Annotated in this window: 20 protein-coding genes; 8 read left to right on the forward strand and 12 right to left on the reverse strand. The window is 72.7% G+C overall.

What is annotated here, in order from left to right:
- Complete coding sequence (locus ACIQRW_RS11850; RefSeq protein WP_403757798.1) at positions 1 to 906, reverse strand: metal-dependent hydrolase; 906 nt, start codon at positions 904 to 906, stop codon at positions 1 to 3.
- Between the two features lie 91 nt (positions 907 to 997).
- Here ACIQRW_RS11850 and ACIQRW_RS11855 point away from each other — a divergent pair, with 91 nt between their 5' ends.
- Positions 998 to 1,750: a class I SAM-dependent methyltransferase gene (locus ACIQRW_RS11855; protein ID WP_403757801.1), complete on the forward strand. Its 753-nt coding sequence runs from the start codon at positions 998 to 1,000 to the stop codon at positions 1,748 to 1,750.
- Between the two features lie 27 nt (positions 1,751 to 1,777).
- Complete coding sequence (locus ACIQRW_RS11860; RefSeq protein WP_403757804.1) at positions 1,778 to 2,269, forward strand: hypothetical protein; 492 nt, start codon at positions 1,778 to 1,780, stop codon at positions 2,267 to 2,269.
- Between the two features lie 33 nt (positions 2,270 to 2,302).
- Here ACIQRW_RS11860 and ACIQRW_RS11865 read toward each other — a convergent pair whose 3' ends face one another.
- Positions 2,303 to 3,823, reverse strand: coding sequence for a DUF1996 domain-containing protein (locus ACIQRW_RS11865; RefSeq protein WP_403757807.1), 1,521 nt, complete (start codon positions 3,821 to 3,823; stop codon positions 2,303 to 2,305).
- 121 nt (positions 3,824 to 3,944) lie between these two features.
- Positions 3,945 to 4,487 carry a carboxymuconolactone decarboxylase family protein gene (locus ACIQRW_RS11870; protein WP_403757810.1) on the reverse strand — a complete coding sequence of 181 codons (543 nt, stop codon included), beginning with the start codon at positions 4,485 to 4,487 and terminating at the stop codon, positions 3,945 to 3,947.
- Between the two features lie 54 nt (positions 4,488 to 4,541).
- On the opposite strand from ACIQRW_RS11870, the gene ACIQRW_RS11875 reads away from it, so the two are divergent.
- A complete protein-coding gene (locus ACIQRW_RS11875) occupies positions 4,542 to 5,036 on the forward strand; it encodes a MarR family winged helix-turn-helix transcriptional regulator (RefSeq protein WP_403757813.1) in 495 nt (164 codons plus the stop codon).
- 35 nt (positions 5,037 to 5,071) lie between these two features.
- Here the strand turns inward: ACIQRW_RS11875 and ACIQRW_RS11880 are convergent, their stop codons facing one another.
- On the reverse strand, positions 5,072 to 5,719 hold the full coding sequence (locus tag ACIQRW_RS11880) for a LuxR C-terminal-related transcriptional regulator (RefSeq protein ID WP_403757816.1): 648 nt from the start codon (positions 5,717 to 5,719) through the stop codon (positions 5,072 to 5,074).
- On the reverse strand, positions 5,704 to 6,972 hold the full coding sequence (locus ACIQRW_RS11885; RefSeq protein WP_403757818.1) for a sensor histidine kinase: 1,269 nt from the start codon (positions 6,970 to 6,972) through the stop codon (positions 5,704 to 5,706). The genes ACIQRW_RS11880 and ACIQRW_RS11885 overlap by 16 nt, the downstream gene beginning before the upstream one ends.
- Positions 6,973 to 7,250: 278 nt before the next feature.
- On the opposite strand from ACIQRW_RS11885, the gene ACIQRW_RS11890 reads away from it, so the two are divergent.
- Positions 7,251 to 9,443: an MMPL family transporter gene (locus tag ACIQRW_RS11890; RefSeq protein WP_403757821.1), complete on the forward strand. Its 2,193-nt coding sequence runs from the start codon at positions 7,251 to 7,253 to the stop codon at positions 9,441 to 9,443.
- A 79-nt stretch (positions 9,444 to 9,522) separates the two neighbouring features.
- Here ACIQRW_RS11890 and ACIQRW_RS11895 read toward each other — a convergent pair whose 3' ends face one another.
- The 4 genes from ACIQRW_RS11895 to ACIQRW_RS11910 form a co-directional block, all read right to left on the reverse strand.
- Positions 9,523 to 10,182, reverse strand: coding sequence for a winged helix-turn-helix domain-containing protein (locus ACIQRW_RS11895; protein ID WP_403757824.1), 660 nt, complete (start codon positions 10,180 to 10,182; stop codon positions 9,523 to 9,525).
- A gap of 358 nt (positions 10,183 to 10,540) precedes the next feature.
- Complete coding sequence (gene glnII, locus ACIQRW_RS11900; protein ID WP_403757827.1) at positions 10,541 to 11,575, reverse strand: glutamine synthetase; 1,035 nt, start codon at positions 11,573 to 11,575, stop codon at positions 10,541 to 10,543.
- A 208-nt stretch (positions 11,576 to 11,783) separates the two neighbouring features.
- Positions 11,784 to 12,923, reverse strand: a complete 1,140-nt coding sequence (locus ACIQRW_RS11905; RefSeq protein WP_403757830.1) for an ARPP-2 domain-containing protein — start codon at positions 12,921 to 12,923, stop codon at positions 11,784 to 11,786.
- Positions 12,920 to 14,533: a hypothetical protein gene (locus tag ACIQRW_RS11910; protein WP_403757833.1), complete on the reverse strand. Its 1,614-nt coding sequence runs from the start codon at positions 14,531 to 14,533 to the stop codon at positions 12,920 to 12,922. Before ACIQRW_RS11910 ends, ACIQRW_RS11905 begins: the two co-directional genes overlap by 4 nt.
- Before the next feature lie 273 nt (positions 14,534 to 14,806).
- On the opposite strand from ACIQRW_RS11910, the gene ACIQRW_RS11915 reads away from it, so the two are divergent.
- A complete protein-coding gene (locus ACIQRW_RS11915) occupies positions 14,807 to 15,727 on the forward strand; it encodes a Gfo/Idh/MocA family protein (RefSeq protein ID WP_403757836.1) in 921 nt (306 codons plus the stop codon).
- Positions 15,728 to 15,938: 211 nt separating this feature from the next.
- Here ACIQRW_RS11915 and ACIQRW_RS11920 read toward each other — a convergent pair whose 3' ends face one another.
- Entirely contained in the window at positions 15,939 to 17,348 is a 1,410-nt protein-coding gene (locus ACIQRW_RS11920; protein WP_403757839.1) for a PLP-dependent aminotransferase family protein, read from the reverse strand.
- Positions 17,349 to 17,395: 47 nt separating this feature from the next.
- On the opposite strand from ACIQRW_RS11920, the gene ACIQRW_RS11925 reads away from it, so the two are divergent.
- A complete protein-coding gene (locus ACIQRW_RS11925) occupies positions 17,396 to 17,914 on the forward strand; it encodes a carboxymuconolactone decarboxylase family protein (protein ID WP_403757841.1) in 519 nt (172 codons plus the stop codon).
- An 84-nt stretch (positions 17,915 to 17,998) separates the two neighbouring features.
- Here the strand turns inward: ACIQRW_RS11925 and ACIQRW_RS11930 are convergent, their stop codons facing one another.
- Positions 17,999 to 18,358: an ArsC/Spx/MgsR family protein gene (locus tag ACIQRW_RS11930; RefSeq protein ID WP_403757843.1), complete on the reverse strand. Its 360-nt coding sequence runs from the start codon at positions 18,356 to 18,358 to the stop codon at positions 17,999 to 18,001.
- 120 nt (positions 18,359 to 18,478) lie between these two features.
- Between ACIQRW_RS11930 and ACIQRW_RS11935 the strand changes: the two genes are divergently transcribed.
- A complete protein-coding gene (locus ACIQRW_RS11935; RefSeq protein WP_403757846.1) occupies positions 18,479 to 18,784 on the forward strand; it encodes a hypothetical protein in 306 nt (101 codons plus the stop codon).
- A 107-nt stretch (positions 18,785 to 18,891) separates the two neighbouring features.
- Positions 18,892 to 19,722: a M55 family metallopeptidase gene (locus tag ACIQRW_RS11940; RefSeq protein WP_403757849.1), complete on the forward strand. Its 831-nt coding sequence runs from the start codon at positions 18,892 to 18,894 to the stop codon at positions 19,720 to 19,722.
- A gap of 32 nt (positions 19,723 to 19,754) precedes the next feature.
- On the opposite strand, the gene ACIQRW_RS11945 is transcribed toward ACIQRW_RS11940, so the two are convergent.
- Positions 19,755 to 20,216 (reverse strand): pyridoxamine 5'-phosphate oxidase family protein, encoded by a 462-nt coding sequence (locus ACIQRW_RS11945; RefSeq protein ID WP_403757852.1) that lies wholly within the window; start codon positions 20,214 to 20,216, stop codon positions 19,755 to 19,757.
- Between the last annotated feature and the right edge of the window lie 113 nt (positions 20,217 to 20,329).

The following is a 20,329-nucleotide window of genomic DNA, read 5'->3' on the forward strand; positions in this document are numbered from 1 at the left end:
TCAGGCCCCTCCCGTCGTGGCGGCCTCGGCGGCGAGCGCCGCGGGGGAGTGGGCGAGGTAGTCGACGGCCTGGGCCGTACTGCCCTCCCGCGACGGGTGGTACGACCGGCTGAGGTAGCTCGGCACGGACCGCAGGATCGCGCCCGTGCTGGGCAGCGTGCCCTGCTTCCCGCTCGCGTGGAACGCCTTGAGCGAGGCCTTGCCGCCCAGCAGTGTGGGGTCGTTCTCCATGAAGAAGCGGGTGCCGCGCTGCCAGAGGAACACCAGCGCGGAGAACGCCGCCGCCCAGGTGCGCACCCGCCGCCGGTAGCCGCCGTCCACGTGCATGAAGACGTCGAAGGCCACCGACCGGTGCTCGACCTCCTCCGCCCCGTGCCAGCGCAGCAGATCGAGCATCGTCGGATCCGCGCCCCGGCGGTCCAGGGCATCGGCGTTGAGGATCCAGTCGCCGAGGAACGCGGTGTAGTGCTCGATCGCCGCGATCGTCGCCACCCGCTCCATCAGCCACCACTTCGAGGCCCGCCCCGGCGGCAGTGTCCGGTCCCCGAGCAGCTTCTCGAAGAACCAGTCGACCTGCGCGGTGTACGGGGTCGGGTCGAGGCCCAACTCCCGCAGATGCGGCAGCACATCGTCGTGGGCCTGCGAGTGCACGGCCTCCTGGCCGATGAACCCGATGACGTCCTCGCGCAGTTGGTCGTCGTGTATGTACGGGAGTATCTGCCGGTAAACGTGGATGAACCAGCGTTCCCCGGCCGGGAGCAGCAGGTGGAGCACGTTGATGGTGTGCGTGGTGAACGGGTCGCCCGGCACCCAGTGCAGGGGGGTCTTCTCCCAGGCGAAGGACACCTTGCGGGCCTTGAGGGGCGTCCGCTCCGACGCGACCGCCGCTGGCTGCGTGTTAGACATGGTGTCAATGTACTGACGGGTATGCGGCGGGACCAGAGGCGTGCGGAGATTTCCGTGCCGTTCCCGGAGGTCCCGCGCGATGATCGCTTGCATGACGAAACCTGTGCAGGCCCGCTCCTTCGACGCCATCGCCGCCGCCTATGACGCGCACCGCCCCTCCTACCCGCCCGCCCTGTTCGACGCCGTCGAGGAGCTGGCCGGACTGCCGCTCGCCGGAGCCCGGGTCGCGGACGTCGGAGCGGGGACCGGACTCGGCACGGCACGGCTGTACGAGCGCGGGGCCCGGGTCACGGCGGTGGAGCCGGGCGACGGGATGGCCGAGCAGTTCCGCCGGGGGCTGCCGGACGTGCCGCTGGTCCGGGGCGACGGGAACAACCTTCCGCTGCGGACCGGTTCCATGGACCTGATCACGTACGCCCAGGCCTGGCACTGGACCGACCCGGCACGCTCGATACCCGAGGCCCGCCGGGTACTGCGCCCGGGCGGGGCGCTGGCGCTCTGGTGGAACGACGGCGACCCGTCCGTGGAGTGGCTCGTCGACCAGGAGAACCGGATGCGGGTCTTCTTCGGGGTGGAGGTCCCCGCCGTCCCGTCCCACCGGGCCCGCTTCCGGGCCGCACTGCCCGACGGGCTCGACTTCCGCACCCGGCAGGTGGCATGGAGCCGTCGCGTACCGGTCGACGCCCATGTCGCCAACCTGGCCACCCACTCCGACTTCCTGATCGGCGACCCGGTCGAGGTCCGCGACTTCTTCGACCGCGAACGGGCCCTGCTGGCCGCCCTGTTCCCGGACGGCGAGGTCGTGGAGGCCTATGTCGTGAGTCTCGCCGTAGCCCACCCCTGAGCCCGGATCCGGGTGCAGGATGGGCCGATGGCGATACAACCGGAAGGGCGAGGCACACGGCACGGCGGTGCCGTCGCGGCCGTCCTGGCAGGGCTTCTGCTCCTGGCCGGGTGCAGCACGGAACCGGCCGACGACGGCGACGGTGGCCGGGAGCGGCCCACGCCGAAGCCGGCCGCGACGGGCACGCTGGAACAGCTCGCGGAGAAGGCCGGCTGCGACCCGAACGTGCAGACCGACGCCGCCGAGCTGCGTCAGGCCAACTGCACGACGGGCGAAGGCCGTTACGTACTGACCACCTTCGCCACCGACCGCGGCCAGCGCGAGTGGATCAACGAGGCCAAGGATTACGGCGGCACCTACCTCGTCGGACGGCAGTGGGTGGCCGTCGGTGATCCGGACGTGGTCGCGGCGCTGCGCGGCCGGCTCGGGGGGACGGTGGAGACCGCCTCGCCGCACCACTCGGGGGACAGTGGTGGAGGGGGGAGCGAGGACGGGCACTCCGGTCACCGCGGGAGCTGACCGCGCAGGTTCACGGGGGCCGTGCGCGCCGCGTCAGCGGCAGCGGCGGCCGTCGTTGATGCACCGCACCACGTTCCTCATCAGCCGTTCGTCGAAGACGTTGATGAAGTCACCGTGGTCGGTGATCGGCTTGTGCAGCTGCTCGGGGAAGGAGTCGACGGCGAAGCCCGGCCCCGGCGGAACGTCGTAGACGATGCGCTGCACCAGCTGCGGCACCGCCCGGAACCCGCTCGGGCACCGCCCGTCGTCCTGGGCGAACGCCACATGGGTGCGGTGGTTGGCGCTGTCGGTGTTCTGCCCGTCCCAGCAGTTCTGGAAGGCGAACGTACGCACCACCTGACTGCCCTCGGGACAGATCGGATACTTGTCCTTCACCTGCCGGTCCTCGAAGCCGGTGCAACTCCATGAGGCGTTGGCGTTCGCGTCGCCGTTGGTGAACGCCTTCGCGTCCCCGGTGATGATCCGCAGGAAACGCGGCATCGCCGTGACCCTGCCGACGGGCGAGCCGACGAACTTCAGCGTCACCCGGGACGGGGTCTGGATCTCCCCGACGTTCTGGTCCCGGCCGCCGCCGTCGGCGTCCACGTCGTTCTCGTCCTGCCCGTTCTGCAGGCGCAGGACCGGCCAGTAGTAGGTCGACCGGTCGCCCTGGTTGCGGCAGGTGGTCGCGCCGTCCGCCAGATCGTCGTCGCTCGCGAAGGCGTCGTTGGCCTGGTTGCCGACGTAATCGTGCATATGGTGCGCGCCGTTGCTCACGCCGGGCGCGACGATGACGTTGTCCGGGTTGAACTTCCCGTTCTCGTTACGGCCGCAGTCGGTGGTGAAGGTGCCCCGGGACGCGCCGCGGCGCTTGCGGGGCCGGTCGGCGTCGGGCTGGACGGACCGGATGTCGACGAAGTCGGCGGCCTCGGGCCCATTGCCGCCCTGTCCCCGGCCGGGATCCTCGCCCTGGCCGGGGTCCTGATCGCCCGGGTCCTGATCGCCGGGGTCCTGGCCAGGGTCTTCCCCTTGACCGGGGTCCTGATCGCCGGGGTCCTGATCGTCCGGGTCCGGACCCTGTCCCGCGCTCTGCCCCTGCCCGTCGTCGGCGCGCAGGCTGCACCCGGCGAGGCTCTCCAGTCCTTCCGGCCGCTGCGCCACGCGGCCGATGGCGATGCCGATGCGGTCGAGGCTCGCGGCCCGCTTGCCGCGCAGCGGGCCCAGGACCGCGTTCTCCGCCAGCCCGGGGTCCCGGGCGAGCTGCTCCTTCCGGTCCGCGAACTGCCGGTAGGCGTCGGTGATCTGGGTATCCATCGCCGCGAGTTCGCGGTCGACCTCCTCGCGTGCCTGATCCGGCACCTCGGGCAGTCCGTTGACGGCTTCGGGGCAGTCGATGGTGGACAACTGGCGGCCGGCGTTCTGCGCCCGGGTGGGCGGAGAACCGGACGGTCCTTCCCCCGCGGAGGCGTGGACGTTGACCGCGACCAGCCCGCCTCCCCCCAGGATCAGGGCCGCGGAGGCGGCGATGGCCCGGTTGGCGAGCGTGGAACGTTTCTTGCGCGATGTGCGTCGCATGGGACTCCTCTGCTTCGAGGGAGAAGCGTGACGTCCCATACGTGAGGGCCGGGCGTCCCGTTCAGCGTCCCGGCCGATTCGTGGGAAGCTCCGGCCCGAAAGCGGACCGGACCACCGACTCTCAGGCGAAGGCGGCCAAGGGGGCGTCCACGGGGGCTCCGGTGAGCCGGTTGGCCAGGGTCGACAGGGTGTACGCGCCGATCCCCAGGACCACTTCGAGGGCGTTCTGCTCGGTGTAGCCGTACGCCAGGAAGTCCCGCAGGGTCGCGTCGTCCACCGCGCCCGCCGAGGCGAGCACCGCCAGGGTGAACCGCCGCACGGCTTCCAGGCGTTCGTCCGGAAGCGGAGCCCCGGCGCGGTCGCGCAGGGCGGTGACGAGCGCCGGATCGGCGTCCAGGGCGGTCAGCTTCGCGGTGTGCATCGCGACGCACAGGTGACAGCCGTTGCGGGTGGCCATCGTCATGATCAGGATCTCGCGGGAGAGCGGGTCCAGGGTGCAGGCCTCGAAGATCGCGCTGATCTTCAGGAAGCCGTCCAGGGCATGGGGCGAGGCGGCGAGCCGGGCGATGGCGGCGGGCCGGTAGCCCAGCCGCTCGGTCACCGCCTCCATGGCACGCCGGGAACCGGGCGGGGCGGTCTCGGGGGTGAGATCGGGAAAGGGCATGGCGGGGCCTCTCTACGCAGGGCGGATCGGGCAGGGCCAGCTACGATCGACAACATGGTTGACGAAAAAAAGGTAAACCAGGTTGTCGAATCTGGCAATGGCTTCGAGCTGCCGCTGCTGCTCCTCGCCGGCTTCCGCTCGATCATCGATGCCCTGCACCGGGACCTGGCCGAGCACGGACACCCCGAGACCCGGCCCGCGTACGGCTTCGCCCTCCAGGCGGTGGGACGCGACGGCGCGGCCATCAGCGAGATCGGACGGCGGCTCGGGGTCTCCAAACAGGCCGCCGGAAAGACCGTCGAGAAGCTGGAGGCGCTCGGTTACGTGGAGCGCGCCCCGGACCCCGCCGACGGCCGGCGCACCCTGATCCGCCTCACCCCGCACGGCGACGACCTGCTGGCCCGCTCCGCCGACGGCTTCGACCGGCTGCGGGCGGACTGGGCCCGGACGCTCGGCGAGGAGCGGCTGGCCGCCCTGGAGCGGGACCTGCGCGCGATGGCCCCCACCGGCGCGTTCCGGCTGGACGCGGCGGGCTGGTTCACGGGCTGATCAACGCCCTGCGCACCCCGGCCGCGTACGACGGATCAGCCGTGGTCCAGATAGGCCAGCACCGCCAGCACCCGGCGGTTGTCGTCGTCCGACGGCGGCAGGTCGAGCTTGCCGAAGATGTTCGACGTGTGCTTGGCCACCGCCCGCTCCGTGATCACCAGTTGCGAGGCGATGGCGGCGTTCGAGCGGCCCTGGGCCACCAGCTCCATCACCTCCCGCTCGCGCGGGGTGAGGCCGCCCATCGGCCTGTCCTGCGAACGGCGCGACAGGAGCTGGGAGATGACCTGCGGGTCCATCGCCGTGCCGCCCGCCGCCACCCGCCGTACCGCGTCGATGAACTGGTCCGCGTCGAAGACCCGGTCCTTCAGCAGATAGCCGATGCCGCCGTCGCCGTCCGCCAGCAACTCCCGTGCGTACAACTGCTCCACGTGCTGCGAGAGCACCAGCACCGGAAGCCCCGGCCGGGCCCGGCGGGCGGCCAGGGCACACTGGAGGCCCTCGTCCGTGTGGGACGGCGGGAGCCGGACGTCGACGACGGCGACGTCCGGCTTCAACTCGGCCAGGGCCTTGGTCAGTTCGGGCCCGGTCTCCACAGCCGCGGCGATCTCGAAGTCGTACGCCTCCAGCATGCGCACCAGGCCGTCGCGCAGCAGGAAGAGATCTTCGGCTAGGACAACTCGCAAGGAATCTCCATGGTCACCATGGTGGGACCGCCCGCGGGACTGCTGACGGCCAGTACGCCGTCGAATGTACCCAGTCGCCGTTCGATTCCGCTCAGCCCCGAGCCGGACCCGACGACCGCACCACCCCTGCCGTCGTCCGTCACGGAGATCCGCAGCATTCCCTCCGCGTGGTGCAGGTCCACATAGATCCGCTCCGCCTCCGCGTGCTTCACCGTGTTCGTCAGGGCCTCGCTGACCGCGAAGTACGCCGCCGACTCCACCGGGGCCTGCGCCCGCCCCGGCAGCTCCACCGTCACCTCGGAGGCGACCGGCAGCCGCAGGGCCAGCGCCCGGACCGCGTCGCCGAGGCCCCGCTCCGCGAGGACCGGCGGGTGGATGCCCCGGACCAGGTCCCGCAGCTCGGTGAGAGCCTCCGCGGACGACTCCCGGGCCATCGCCAGCATCTTCTTCGCCTGCGCCGGGTCCTTCTCGATCAGCGCCTCGATCGTGCCCAGGTTCATACCCATCGCGACCAGCCGGGCCTGCGCCCCGTCGTGCAGGTCCCGCTCGATGCGGCGCAGCTCGGACGCGGCGGTGTCCACCGCCTCGTGCCGGGTCTCGGTGAGCCGCTGGACGCGCTGCGCCAGCTTCTCGTCCCGGCTCGGCCCCAGCAGCGTACGGGCGAGCAGGAAGTGCGCCCGGAGCACCGGCTCGGTACCGCGCAGGCCGAAGTGGAAGAGCACGATCCCCAGCGCCAGGGCGGCCAGACCGGTCAGCTGGCTGCTCACCGGCACGAACATGTACCAGTACGGCTCGTCCTGGAACACCCGCCACAGCCCCGCCGCCAGGACCACCGATTCGATCGGGTAGAGCATCAGCCCGGCGGCCACCACGGCCAGCACCGTGCCTGCCGTCATGTCCATCAGCAGCCACAGCAGGTCCCGCCAGGTCGCCGGGTCCTTCAGCATCAGCGTGGTGCGCTCCACCTGACCGGTGACGCCCGGCCGCAGATCCTTCGGGAACGGCCGGTACGGGACCGGAATCCGCACGTACGACCACGTCGCCGCCCACAGCCGCCGCTGGTTGGCGTGCTTGCGCACCGCCTCCAGCACCACCGGGGTGGTGAACACGCCGATGCCCAGCAGGATGAAGGCGATCGAGAGCACCGCGAGCACGAACAGGGTGATGGACCCCGCCAGACCGACCACCGACAGGAACAGCCCCCGCCCCGCCGCCAGCATCGACGACCGTAGCCGCCCCGAGAACACCTTCATCGCGATCCCTCTCCCCTCACCGGAACCAGGACGGTTCTCCCGGGCCCCACTCCCCGTCGGAGCCGGGCGGTCCCCGGTCCGGAGCCAGTCTCACCCGGCCCCGCCCCGCCGCGTCAGCCGGTCCGCCACCCGGAGGGGGTGTACCTGGCACCACCCCCGCACCCGCCCCCTACGCCTCCGCGACCGGGGACTCCGACGGCTGGGGCGGACCGCGTCCGGTTCCTAGATTCGAAGCGTCCCGATCACTTACCTGACGCTTACCTCCGGGGGAGAACCGCATGAGGCGCAATCTCGCCGCACGCATCGGCGTGTGGAGCACCCACCATCGCAAGACGGCCGTTCTCGGCTGGCTGCTCTTCGTCGTGCTCGCCACAAGCATCGGCGGGGCGACCGGCATGGTCGAGATGACCAATGCGGAGAGCGGCGCGGGCGAGTCCGCCCGCGCCGAGCAGATCCTCCTCGACGCCGGACTCGACAAGCCCGCGGGCGAACTCGTCATGGTCTCCGCCCCAGCCGCGGGGGACTGGAAGCCGGCCGCCGAAGCCCTCGCCGACGCCGTACGGCAGACCGGCGAAGCACAGAACATCGCCCCGCCCGTCGCCTCCGAGGACGGCAAGGAGGCCCTGATCGCCTTCGAAATGAAGGGTGAGGCCGCCACCTCCTCCGACCGGATCCAGCCCGTCCTGGACGCGGTCGCCGCCGTGGGCGAGGACCACCGGGACGCCGAGATCCACCAGTTCGGCGAGGCCAGCGCGGGCAAGTGGCTCGGCGACCTGCTGGCCGAGGACTTCAAGAAGGCCGAGTTCACCGCCGTACCCCTGGCCCTCGGCATCCTCCTCGTCGCCTTCGGCGCGGTGGTCGCGGCCCTGCTCCCGGTCGGGCTCGCCCTCACCGCGTGCATGGCCGCCTTCGGCCTCCTGTCCATCGCCAGCCACCAGCTGCACCTGTTCCAGACCACCTACTCGGTGATGTTCCTGATGGGCTTCGCCGTCGGCGTCGACTACTGCCTTTTCTATCTGCGTCGCGAACGCGACGAACGCGCCGCCGGACGGGACGCCGAGACCGCGTTGCGCATCGCGGCCGCCACCAGCGGCCGGGCGGTGCTCGTCTCCGGCCTCACCGTGATGGTCGCGATGGGCGGCATGTTCCTCTCCGGGCTCCTGCTGTTCAAGGGGTTCGCGCTCGCCACGATCATCGTCGTGTTCATCGCCATGCTCGGCTCGGTCACCGTCCTGCCCGCCCTGCTCTCCTGGCTCGGCGACCGGATCGACGCGGGCCGCATCCCGCTGCTCAACCGCCGCGCCAAGCACGGCCAGGCCGGCAGCGGCCGGATCGTCGGCCGGGTGCTGGGCCCCGTACTCGCCCGGCCCCGCGCCTTCGCCGTCGCCGCCGTCGTCCTGCTCCTCGCGCTCGCCGCGCCCGCCCTCGGCATGAAGACCGAATCCCTCGGCCTGGAGAAGCAGTTCGGCTCCGACTCGCAGCTCTCCATCGCCCACAGCCGGATCACCGAGAGCTTCCCCGGCGGCCCGGCCCCCGCCCTCGTCGTCGTCACCGCGCCCGACATCACCGCCCCGGAGGTCACCAAGGCCCTCGGCGGCTTCAAGGACGTCACCGTCCACCAGGACAAGAACGTCGCCGAGATCGAGATCCCCCTCCCGGACGGCACCGCCGGCCTCACCGAACTGCGCGAGAAGATCCTGCCCACCGCGTTCGACGGCACCGGGGCGAAGGCTCACGTCACCGGCGAGACCGCGGGCTCCGTCGACTTCAACGACCAGCTGCGGCGCGGCATCGTCCCGGTCTTCGCCTTCATCACGGCGGTCACCTTCCTGCTGATGCTGTTCTGCTTCCGCAGCTACGTCATCGCCGTGACGTCCATCGCCCTCAACCTGCTCTCGGTGGCCGCCTCCTACGGCGTGATGACCGCCGTCTTCCAGCACGGCTGGGGCGCGTCGCTCATCGGCTCGGAGGGAGTCGGGGCGATCGAGGCCTGGATGCCGCTGTTCGTCCTCGTCGTCCTGTTCGGCCTGTCCATGGACTACCACGTGTTCGTCGTCTCCCGGATCCGGGAGGCGCGCGGCGGTGGCCTGGACAACCGGGCCGCGATCGAGACCGGCATCCGGCGCACGGCCGGGGCGGTCACCGGAGCGGCGGCCATCATGGTCGCGGTGTTCGCGGTGTTCGGCACCCTGTCCATGCAGGACATGCAGCAGATGGGCGTCGGCCTGGCCGTCGCGGTGCTGCTGGACGCCACCGTCGTACGGATGGTGCTGCTGCCCTCCGTGATGCTGCTTCTGGGCGAGCGCAACTGGCGTACTCCGCGCGGACTTTCGCGCCTGCCGAGCCTGGAGGACGACGGCTACGACAGCCATGACGGCTACGACGGCTACGACAGCCATGACGGCCATGCCGGCCACGGAGATCCGACCGGGCCGGTGCACGCGCCCGCCCCGGCGGCCCCGCAGCTCTGAGACGCCCGTACGGCCCCGGACCACGGTGAGGAGGAACCGTGGTCCGGGGCCGCCGGACGTGCCGGGTGGACCGAGCGGGTCAGGGTGTGTACTTGTACCCGACCCGCCGGACCGTCTGGATCGAACGGCGGTACTCCGCACCGAGCTTGCGGCGGAGCCGGGCGACATGGACGTCGACGGTGCGCCCGTCGCCCACATGCCCGTAACCCCACACCGTCGTCACCAACTGGTCGCGGGTGTGCACCCGGTGCGGGTGCGCCACCAGATGCGACAGCAGCTCGAACTCCAGGTACGTGAGGTCGAGGGCGACGCCGTCGACCGAAGCCGTACGCCGGGTGGCGTCGATCCGGACCGGGCCGCCGGGCGCCCCCTCGTCGGCCGCCCGGTCGGGCTCCGGCTGCTGGGTGAAGGGCGTGCCGCCGGGTCGGAGCCGGGAGGCCGCGACGGCCCCCGCGAGCGCCGGCTGCTGATCGGCCGGCACGAGCACCAGGTAACCGATCATCGGCGGCTGACCGGGCAGGGCGGGCAGGGTGTGCTGCGGGGCGGGCAGCCAGGTGGCCCCGGGCGGGAGGAAGTCCGCCACGTCGGCCGGCCCGGCGACCTCGTCACGGTCGACCGCGCGCAGCCGGTGCCGGTTCGGGTGGGCGGGGAGGGAGCGGGCGGTGGGACGGGCCGCAGCGGGCGCCGGGGACGCCGCGGTGGCGGCGGACGCGGCGGAGAAAGTACGGGTGTTCGCCATGAGGGTCAGCTCTTTCGCGCGAGGAGTCGTCAGGGACGGACTTACGTCGTGCGCGCGGACCGAAGGCCGGGGTGAGCGGCTTTAGTGGGCCTGCGCGTTCCACGCGCGGCAACACACCCGGTCGAAATCATGGTGCTGACGGGAAGGCCAGAACGGTTCGAGGTCGCTGCGACCCGACGCGATGTGCTGGTAGCTGGCCATGTGCACCATTGAAGCAGACATCGCGGCCGTGCATCAGACTCCTCTCACCCGTCGATACGGACCCTTTGCGTTACGTTCCTCACGCCCGGCCCACACCACACGTGCCGGAGGGGCCCGCCGAACCGGCGGGCCCCTCCTTGCGTGAACGGCGTCGGGATCAGACCTGGCCGGCCTTCTCCAGCGCGGCGCAGCAGGTGTCGACGATCAGCCGTGTGACGACGTACGGGTCGACGTTGGCGTTGGGACGGCGGTCCTCGATGTAGCCCTTCCGGTCCTGCTCGACCTGCCACGGGATACGGACCGAGGCGCCGCGGTTGGAGACGCCGTAGCTGTACTCGTTCCACGGGGCGGTCTCGTGCAGGCCGGTGAGCCGGTCGTCGATGCCCGCACCGTAGTTCTTCACGTGGTCCATCGGCTTCGAGCCCTCGCCCAGCGACTCGCAGGCGGTGATGATCGCGTCGTAGCCCTCACGCATCGCCCCGGTGGAGAAGTTGGTGTGCGCGCCCGCGCCGTTCCAGTCGCCCTTGACCGGCTTCGGGTCCAGGGTGGCGGAGACGTTGAAGTCCTCGGCGGTGCGGTAGAGCAGCCAACGGGCCACCCACAGCTGGTCGGAGACCTCCAGCGGGGACAGCGGGCCCACCTGGAACTCCCACTGGCCGGGCATGACCTCGGCGTTGATGCCGGAGATGCCGAGCCCCGCCACCAGGCAGTTGTCGAGGTGCTTCTCCACGATGTCCCGGCCGAAGATCTCGTCCGCGCCGACACCGCAGTAGTAGCCGCCCTGCGCGGCCGGGAAGCCGCCCTCGGGGAAGCCGAGCGGCCGGTGGCCGTCGAAGAAGGTGTACTCCTGCTCGATGCCGAAGATCGGGGCCTGGCCCGCGAACCGCTCGGCGACCGGACGCAGCGCGGCACGGGTGTTGGACTCGTGCGGCGTCATGTCGATGTTGAAGACCTCGCACAGGACCAGGATGTCCGCGCCACCGCGGATCGGGTCCGGACAGGTGAAGACGGGCTTCAGCACCCGGTCGGACGCGTGGCCCTCGGCCTGGTTGGTGCTGGAGCCGTCAAATCCCCAGATGGGCAGATCCGCCACGTCCCCCGACGGCGCGCCGTCCATGATCTTCGTCTTGGAACGGAGCTTGGCGGTCGGCTCGGTGCCGTCTATCCAGATGTACTCAGCCTTGAACGTCACGGACGCCATCCTTTGCGGGTGCAGCGGTCTATGCGCCGCAGCTTGGCAAGACGCGATTTCCCGTCCGTTGCCCGGATGTGAACCCCGTGTTACCGAGGTTTCCTGCGATACGGAAGAGCCGCATCCGGACCGTCGCCCGCTGCCCGGGGGCTCGGGGGGCTGCCTCGGACGCTACGGGGGTACGCCTCGGAGGCTGCGGGGGCACGCCTCAGACACCGCCCTTGAGCAGGGCCGAGAACCCGGCCGCCCGCATCCGGCGGATCAGCTCCTCCCGGCTCGACCCCAGCGCGGCGGCAGCCCTGTCCAGCTCCCAGCCGGCCCCGGCCAGGGTCCGCAGGAGGTGGCCCCGGCGGATCTGGGCGTCGGAGAGCCGGAACGTCTTGAGGTAGGCGACCCGCCCCCGGTGATCGGTGATCGTCTCCCCGATGTGCTGCCCGCCCCCGTCCCGGACGAACGGCGGCAGGAAGCGCCACAGGGTGAAGGACTTCATCCGGTACACCCGGTCGAACGCGTACGAGGTGTCCAGCAGCTCCCGCGCGAACAAGGTCTCGTGCGCCTCCTCCCACGCCCGCTCCTGCGCCCGCGCCGCCGACCGCAGCTCGCCGAGGTCACGGATGTGCTCCTCGCCCCCGATCCGCACCGGCACCCGGGGCACCGGCGCCCCGTACAGCGCGTACTGGTGCACCAGCTCCCCGTAGAGGTCCTCCACCAGCGAGGCGTGCAGGAGGCGGTAGTCGTCCGGGTGCGGGACGACGAAGGCGGCGGCGAGCGCGTCGGAGACGTACACCATCACCCCGCACTGGCCCGGGTGGATCTCGAAGATCCGCAGCGCGTCCGCGAGCCCGCGCACCGACCGCCCGAGGTAGGCGTCCTCGGCGCGCGGCGACAGCCCGTCGCGCAGGGCCGTCCGCGACCACTCCTCCCAGGCGGTCGACGGGCCGCCGAAGTGCAGTGCGAGATACCCCTCCAGCGCCAGATGCAACGGCAGGAACCGCAGCCGGTCGCCGGGGCGCCGCTTGGCCGGCCGGTGATGCGGCAGCGGCGGCAGTGGGACGGCCCGGGGCGCGCCGCCCCCGCCGAACTGGGTGCCGTACGCGGCCGACCGGCGGCCCGCCTCCGGGGCCTGGCCGTCCTCGCCCGACCAGTCGGCGACCAGACCGTGCGGGATGTACGAGACATAGCGGGCCCGGGGCCCGAGTTCGACGATCCCCGCGCCGAGACCCTCGTACACCTCGCGGTGCAGCCGCAGCCCCTCCACCGGCGTCCCGCGGACCAGCGGGACGAGACGGACACCGCCCCACACCTGCGAGGGCCGGGCGGTGAGCCCGGTCAGCTCCAGCCGGTTCACGGGGCCACCCCTTCTTCTTCGTCTTCTCCGGTGAACTCTTCTTCGCCTTCTCCGGTGAACCGGGCCACCTGCCGGTCCAGATACGCGTACAGCTCCGCCGGCCCCGTGCGCCCCTCCGCGAACCGGGCGATCTCCACCAGCGCGGGCAGATCCTCCGCGTCCCTGATCCCGGCCGTCGCGACCCCCGCCGCCAGCCGCCGCACGTCGAAACCCTCCGCGTCGTATACGGGGTTGACGTGCACCACCGCCGTCCGCCGCTCCGGATCCAGCCGACGCCGCCACACCCGCAACACCTCGCCGGCCAGGCCCGCCGGAGCGTTGTCCCAGCCGTCCGACACGATCACCAGCCGGTCCGGCCCCGCGCCACCTGGGCCCGGCTCCAGCGCGTCCAGGACCCGCATTCCCAGCGGGGTCGGCCCCCACGGGCGTACGAGCAACGCGTCGCCCGCGCCCGAGGTCCACAGCCCCCGGTAGGCGCCCGGCGCGGCGAGCGCCTCCAGCAGGTGGTGGCAGGCCAGCGCCACGGCGAGCGGCCGCCGCCGCTTCTGCCCCGAACCGGACGAGGAGAAGCTGTCGTCCAGCACCGCGTGCACCCGCCCCCAGCTCCCCGCGTGCCCGCCCGCCGCCCGACGGGCCGCCGCGCGCAGGGTGCCGGTCAGCTCGGCGCGCCGCTCGGCACGCTGCTCGAAGCCGAGCGACAGCACGTACAGGGCGAGCCGGGTCAGCGGCATCACGGTCAGATCCACCCGCGCCGTCGCCGGGGCGTCTCGCCGCCGGACCGCCGCCCGCTGCTCCTGGGTGCGCAGCCGCTCCAGCCGGGTCATCCGGGGCGCGGCCCGCTTCAGGAGCACCTCGCGCTTCATCCCGTGCTTGGCGGCGAACCCCTCCGCCACCGTGAACGGCAGCTCGGCCAGAGCCCCCTGCTCGTAGTGGGCGCGCCGCCAGGCATCGAGCATCCCGTGCTCGTAGCGCGGCAGCCGGCCGGGCCGGAACAGGAACGCCCCGACCTCGGCGAGCGGTTCGCCCCCGTCCGGGCAGGGCAGGTGGATGTGGCGGGCGGCCGTCTTCAGACCGGCCCGGTACTTCACCGCGTCATGGCCCAGGTCCGGCCGGGCCGCCAGCCAGTCCCGCATGATCGCCCGGGTGCGCCGGTTGTTGACCTTGCCGCGGCGCAGCTCGCCGAAGAGCCGGTAGACGCGCGGCGGCGGCAGCAGCGCCAGCCGGGCGGCGATGAGCCGCCCTTCGGTACGCCGCTCGTCGGGGCTCGCCTCGCCCGCCGTCTCCAGCAGCCGGCGCACGATGAGGGCCGCGTTGTGGTGGTTGATGTCCAGGGCCAGCGAAGCGGCGTACACCCGGCGGTAGTTGACCCGTACGTAGGTGTGCAGGAAGTCCAGGGACAGCTGCTGGTCGGCGGCGCCCGAGCGGAACTCGCGCTGCCCGGTCGCGGTGATCGCCGCGTTCACGAAGAGCAGGACGTCCTCGGCGGCGACGAGGTCGGCGACGGTCGCGGCCGCGCCTACGACCGCGGCCGCGCCTACGGACTCGGACGCGCGTACGGACTCGGACGCGCGTACGGACTCGGACGCGCGTACGGACTCGGGCGTGTTCATGGAATCCCCCGGGAGAAACAGAGAGGCCGGCCGGGGAATGGAGGCACGAACAACGAAATCATCGCTTCATAGGCACGTCTCGGAAGTCGCGCCGGAGTCCCGCGGCCGGCCCCGGAAACGTAACGGGGCGGGGCCGCTCCGCGCCACCGCATTCGGTGCCCGGCGACGTCCCGCGCGAAGAGCCGGCTCCCCGTGCCCGGGCGGGCCCGTTCGCGGGCGGCGGACGCCCCGGCCCCGCGCACGGCCGGCCGGCGCACCCGGCACACTGGCCCCATGGACTCACCTGCCGGCATCACCGCCCCCCTCCGCATCGGCCTCCTGGGCACCGGCCCCTGGGCGCACAACACCCAGGCCCCCGCGCTGGCCGCCCATCCCGGCGTCGAACTGAGCGGGGTGTGGGGCCGCAGGGCCGAGGCGGCGGATGCCCTCGCCGCCGCCCACGGGACCCGCGCGTACACCGGGGAGGAGGGCATCGACGCGCTTCTGGAGGCGAGCGACGCGGTGGCCTTCGCGCTGCCGCCGGACGTGCAGGCCCCGCTCGCGGTCCGCGCCGCCGAGGCGGGCTGCCACCTCCTGATGGACAAGCCGGTGGCCACGACGGTGGAAGGGGCCCGTGCGGTGGCCGGGGCGGCGGAGAAGGCGGGGGTCGCCTCGGTCGTCTTCTGCACGCTCCGGTTCGCGCCCGAGACCTCCGCGTGGATCGCCGAACAGGCCGCGGTGGGCGGCTGGTTCACGGCTCGCGCCCAGTGGCTGGGATCGCTCTACGCGGCGGGTTCGACCAGCGCGTACGCGGACTCCCCGTGGCGGCGCGAGAAGGGCGGCCTGTGGGACGTCGGCCCGCACGCGCTCTCCGTGCTGATCCCGATCCTGGGCGACGTGGAGCACCTGACCGCAGCCCGGGGACCGGCCGACACCACACACCTGATCCTGCGCCACACCTCCGGCGCGTCCAGCACGGTGACCCTCGGGCTGAGCGCCCCGCCCGGCGCGGCGGGCGTCGAGATCGAGTTCCGGGGCGAGCGGGGCACGGCGTCGGTCCCCGGCTGGGACGGCGCGGAGACCGCGTTCCGGGGCGCGGTGGACGCCCTGGCCGAAGCGGTACGCACGGGGGTGCCGCACGCCTGCGACGCGCGCTTCGGCCTCCACCTCACGGAGCTGCTGGTGGCGGCGGAGACGCAGGCACAGGCGGGCTGACCGGCGGGATCGAGGGGCGTGGGCGTGCGGCACCCACGGGGCGCGGGCGTGCGGCACCCACGGGGCGTGGGCGTGCGGCACCCACCGGCGTGGGCGTGCGGCACCCACGGGGCGCGGGCGTGCGGCGCCCACGGGGCTCCTGGGCTCCGGGACTCCAAGGCCTCCAACGCCTCCAGGCACGCGGGCGCGCGCTCCGCGGCCCCCGGCCGGCTCACCCCGGCGGCAGGGCCCGGCACAGGGCCTCCAACGCCTCCGGGTAGGCGGGCTCGGCGGGCGTCGCGTATCCGATGACCAGCCCGTCCCGGGAGCCCTCCGCCTGCCCCGCGCCCGGATGCAGGTAGTCGGCGAGGCCCTCGACCGCCAGCCCCTGCCAGGCCGCCGCCCGGACCGCCGAGCGCTCGGAGCCGGGCGGCAGTTCCAGCACCGCGTGCAGGCCGGCCGCGATCCCGGTGACCCGGACGTGCGGGGCGCGCCGCTCCAGGGCCGCCACCAGTTGGTCCCGGCGGCGGCGGTGGCGCTGCCGCATCCGGCGTACCTGCCGGTCGTACGCGCCCGACTCGACGAAGTCCGCGAGCGTCAACTGCTCGGTGGCGCTGGAGAACTGCTCCCGCTCGCCCTTCGCCGCGACGACGGGGCCCACGAGCCGCTGGGGCAGCACCATCCACCCGATCCGCAGGGTGGGGGAGAGACTCTTGCTCACCGACCCGACCAACACCACATGCTCGGGATCGAGCCCTTGAACAGCACCCACGGGCTGCCGGTCGTAGCGGAACTCCCCGTCGTAGTCGTCCTCCACGACGAGCCCGCCGGTGGCCCGGGCCCAGTCGACGACGGCTGCCCGCCGCGCGGGGTGCAGTGGTCCGCCGGTGGGGAACTGGTGGGCGGGTGTGAGGAGTACGGCACGGTCGTGGCGGGTGAGCCCGTCGACCCGGGCGCCGTCCGCGTCCACGCCGAGCGGCCGGGTGCCGACCCCGTGGGAGGCGAGCAGCGCGCGGTGGAAGGGCAGGCCGTACTCCTCCGCCGCCCACGGACCGCCCACCACCTCCGCCAACAGCCGCAGCCCGTGCGCGGCCCCCGAGCACAGCACGATCCGCTCCGGCGCGGCCCGCACCCCGCGCACCCGGGCCAGATAGCCGGCGAGGGCCCGCCGCAACTCGGGCCGCCCGTGCGGATCGCCGGGCCCGAACGCGTCGTCGGGGGCGGCGGCGAGAGCACGCCGCGCCGAGGCCAGCCAGGCGGTGCGCGGGAAGACCGAGGGGTCCGGCTGCCCCTGGACCAGGTCATGGACCGGGCGGGCGGCGCGCTCGGGGGTGCGCGGCCGGTGCACGGGGGTGACCGGGACGGCCCGCTCGGCGACCCGGGTCCCCGAGCCCTGCCGGGCGGCCAGCCACCCCTCCGCGACCAGCTCGGCGTACGCGTCGGCGACGGTGTTGCGGGCCAGGCCGAGATCGGCGGCGAGGGAACGGTAGGGCGGCAGCCGGGTACCGGGGGCGAGCCGTCCGCTGCGCACGGCCTCGCGCAGCGCCGCCATCAGCAGGGCCCGGCGGTTGCCCGTGCCGGAGAGTTCCAGCGGCAGATCGCTGCCCAGGATCTCCGCGGAATTGACCCATGAATCCGTCATAGAAATGCACCCCACACCCAGTCGCCCGTCGCTCTAGATTCGTACCCATGACGACGACGCAGATCAAGACGAACGACCGCACCACCACCCCGGCCACCACCGTCCGGAGCAACACCGCCACAGGCAGGCTCGACTTCGCGAGGAGCGCCCCGAAGGTCTTCCGGGCCGTGATCGGCCTGGACGCGGCGGCCCGCGCGGGCCTGGACCCGACGCTGGTCGAACTGGTCCAGATCCGCGCCTCGCACCTGAACCGCTGCGCGTACTGCCTGCACATGCACACCACGGACGCGCGGAAGGCGGGCGAGAGCGAGGAGCGCCTGCACATGGTCGCGGTGTGGCACGAGGCGGACCACTTCTTCACCGAGCAGGAACAGGCCGCCCTGGCCCTGACGGACGCGGTCACCCGGATCGGGGACGCCGGCGTCCCGGACGAGGTCTACGACCGGGCGGCGGCCCACTTCGACGAGGAGGAGCTGGCCCACCTGCTGGCCCTGATCTTCACGATCAACACCTGGAACCGCATAGCCCTGTCCACCGCCAAGCGCGCGGGCACGGACGAACGCTGAGGGCCCCCGCGGGGGGCCGCCCCGGGCGGCCGGGCCCGGATCGGCGCCGGGCGCCGAGGTCACTTCCAGCGGGGCCGGGGACCGCTACCGCGCCAGCGCGTCCCGCACCGCTTCCTCGCTCCGCGCCACCACGGCCGTGCCGTCCTCGGCGGTGATGATCGGCCGCTGGATCAGCTTCGGGTGCTCCGACAGCGCGACGATCCACCGCTCCCGCGAACCGGCCTCCCGCGGCCACTCCTTCAGCCCCAGCTCCTTCGCCGCCGCCTCCTGCGTCCGCGTGATGTCCCACGGCTCCAGACCGAGCCGCTCCAGCACGGCCCGGATCTCCTCGGGCGAGGGCACGTCCTCCAGGTAACGGCGGACGGTGTAGTCGGCCCCTTCGGCGTCCAGCAGAGTCACCGCGCTGCGGCACTTGGAACAGGCGGGATTGATCCAGATCTCCATGGGGCCAAGGGTACGCGAGGGACTGCCGAAAACGCCTCTGGCCAGGGGCGATTGTCAGTGGGGGGCAGTAAAATGGAGGGAGTTCGTGAGGGTTCCACCACGCTGCCAGGAGGATGCCGAATGGCTGTTGCCACAGTCACGACCGAGCCGCTCGACCGACAGCTCCCGATGCCCTTCCACCCGCCGCTTCCCACCCCGCCGACGAAGAAGCGACTGCCCGCGGGCCGCCCCCGCGAGTGGTACGTCTCCCACAACCGCCGCCTCAAGGCCATGCGCCTGGCCATCGCCCTGCTCGACAGCGGGGTCTACCAGCCCTCCAGCGCCGGTAACCACCGGATACGGGTCACCGCCGAGCGCCTGGGCATCCACCCGCCGTCCGACACCACCTGCCGCATGGTCCGCGCCCTGATCCGTTACGGCCGCTGACCGGAGCGGATCAGCCCGGCCCGTCGATCGCCCTGTGCCCCCGGCCCGCTCGTCCGGCCGGGGGCACAGGCCTGCCCCCCACCCGCCCCCGGTAGGCTCCCGAACCCATGAAGGCACTCATCTCGGTCGACATGGAAGGCATCTCGGGGATCGTCCACTCCTCCGAGACGAACCCCGAGCGCTACGACTACCAGCGCGGCCGGGAGTTGATGACGGCAGAAGCGAACGCGGTGATCGCGGGCGTCCTGGACGCCGAACCCACGGCCGAGGTGCTGGTCGCCGACGCGCACGGCACCTTCCGCAACCTCCTGCCGGAACGGCTCGACCGCCGGGCCCGCCTGGTCCGGGGCAAGCCGCGCGCGCTGAACATGCTCGCCGGGCTCGACGAGGGGACCGACGCGGCGCTGTTCGTCGGCTACCACGTCCGCGCGGGCGAGGGGCCGGGCGTGCTGGCGCACACCATGAACGGCGAGATCCTCGACGTACGGGTGGCCGGCCGCTCCCTGGGCGAGACCGGGCTCAACGCCGCCATGGCCGGCCACCTCGGCGTACCGGTCGTCCTGTTCAGCGGCGACGACGCGGCCTGCGCCGAGATGACCGGCCTGGTCCCCGGGACGGTCACCGTCGCGGTCAAGGAGGCCCTGGGCATGGCGGCCGCCGTGACGCTGCACCCGGAGGAGGCCCGGGACCGGCTGCGCGGGGCGGCGGCGGACGCGGTGACCCGCCGCGCGGCCATCGAGCCCCTGACGCTCGCCCCCGCCCCGCTGGACGTGGAGGTCGACCTCGCGAGCCCCCACACCATCGATCTGGCGACCCTCGTGCCGGGCGTCTCACGCGCCGGGGGAGCTCGTACGGTCACCTTCACGTCCCCCGACTACGCGACGGCGTACCGGCTGATCCTGCTGCTCGCCCAGCTCGCCACGATCAAGCCCGCCTGAAGGGCGTGCGGCCGTCCTCGGCGGGACGGTGCTCAGGGGGTGCCGAAGTCGAGTGCCGTCCCGTACAGCCGGGACACCGCGAGCCGGATGACCACCCGCCGCTCGGCCACCAGCTGTTCCAGGAAGGCTGCCTCGTCCGCGGGCCGAACGGACGTGAGAGCGATGTCCAGCAGCTCCCGACCGGTCGCGTCTCCCGGGACGGTGGTGATGTCGGAGATCTCCGCCTCGCCCTCGGCCACGGCGAACGACCACACGTCACCGCCCGGGACGTGCAGGGCCGCGCGCGGGTCCCGCCGTAGCTGCTTGACCTTGACGCGGTCGGCGGTACTGGAGAACCGCAGGATGCGCGCAGCGGCGTCCCAGTGGTAGCCCATGGTGGTCAGGTGAGGATGACCACTGCGCTTGTTGGTGGCGAGGGTGCCGAACTGCTGCGTGCCCAGTAGTTCGGACAGCTCGTCCTCCGACAGGGCGCGGGGTGCGGGGCCTTGAGTCATGCCGGCCTCAACTCCTGCCTGTGCGGGTGTATTCCGCGTGGTGCGGGCCCTGCCGGCCGGGGCAGGTCGAGCCGACCACGCCTCGGGAGCGAGTGCCGGATCCACCACCGGAC

The organism is Streptomyces sp. NPDC091287 (assembly GCF_044768525.1).
Taxonomy (GTDB): Bacteria; Actinomycetota; Actinomycetes; order Streptomycetales; family Streptomycetaceae; genus Streptomyces.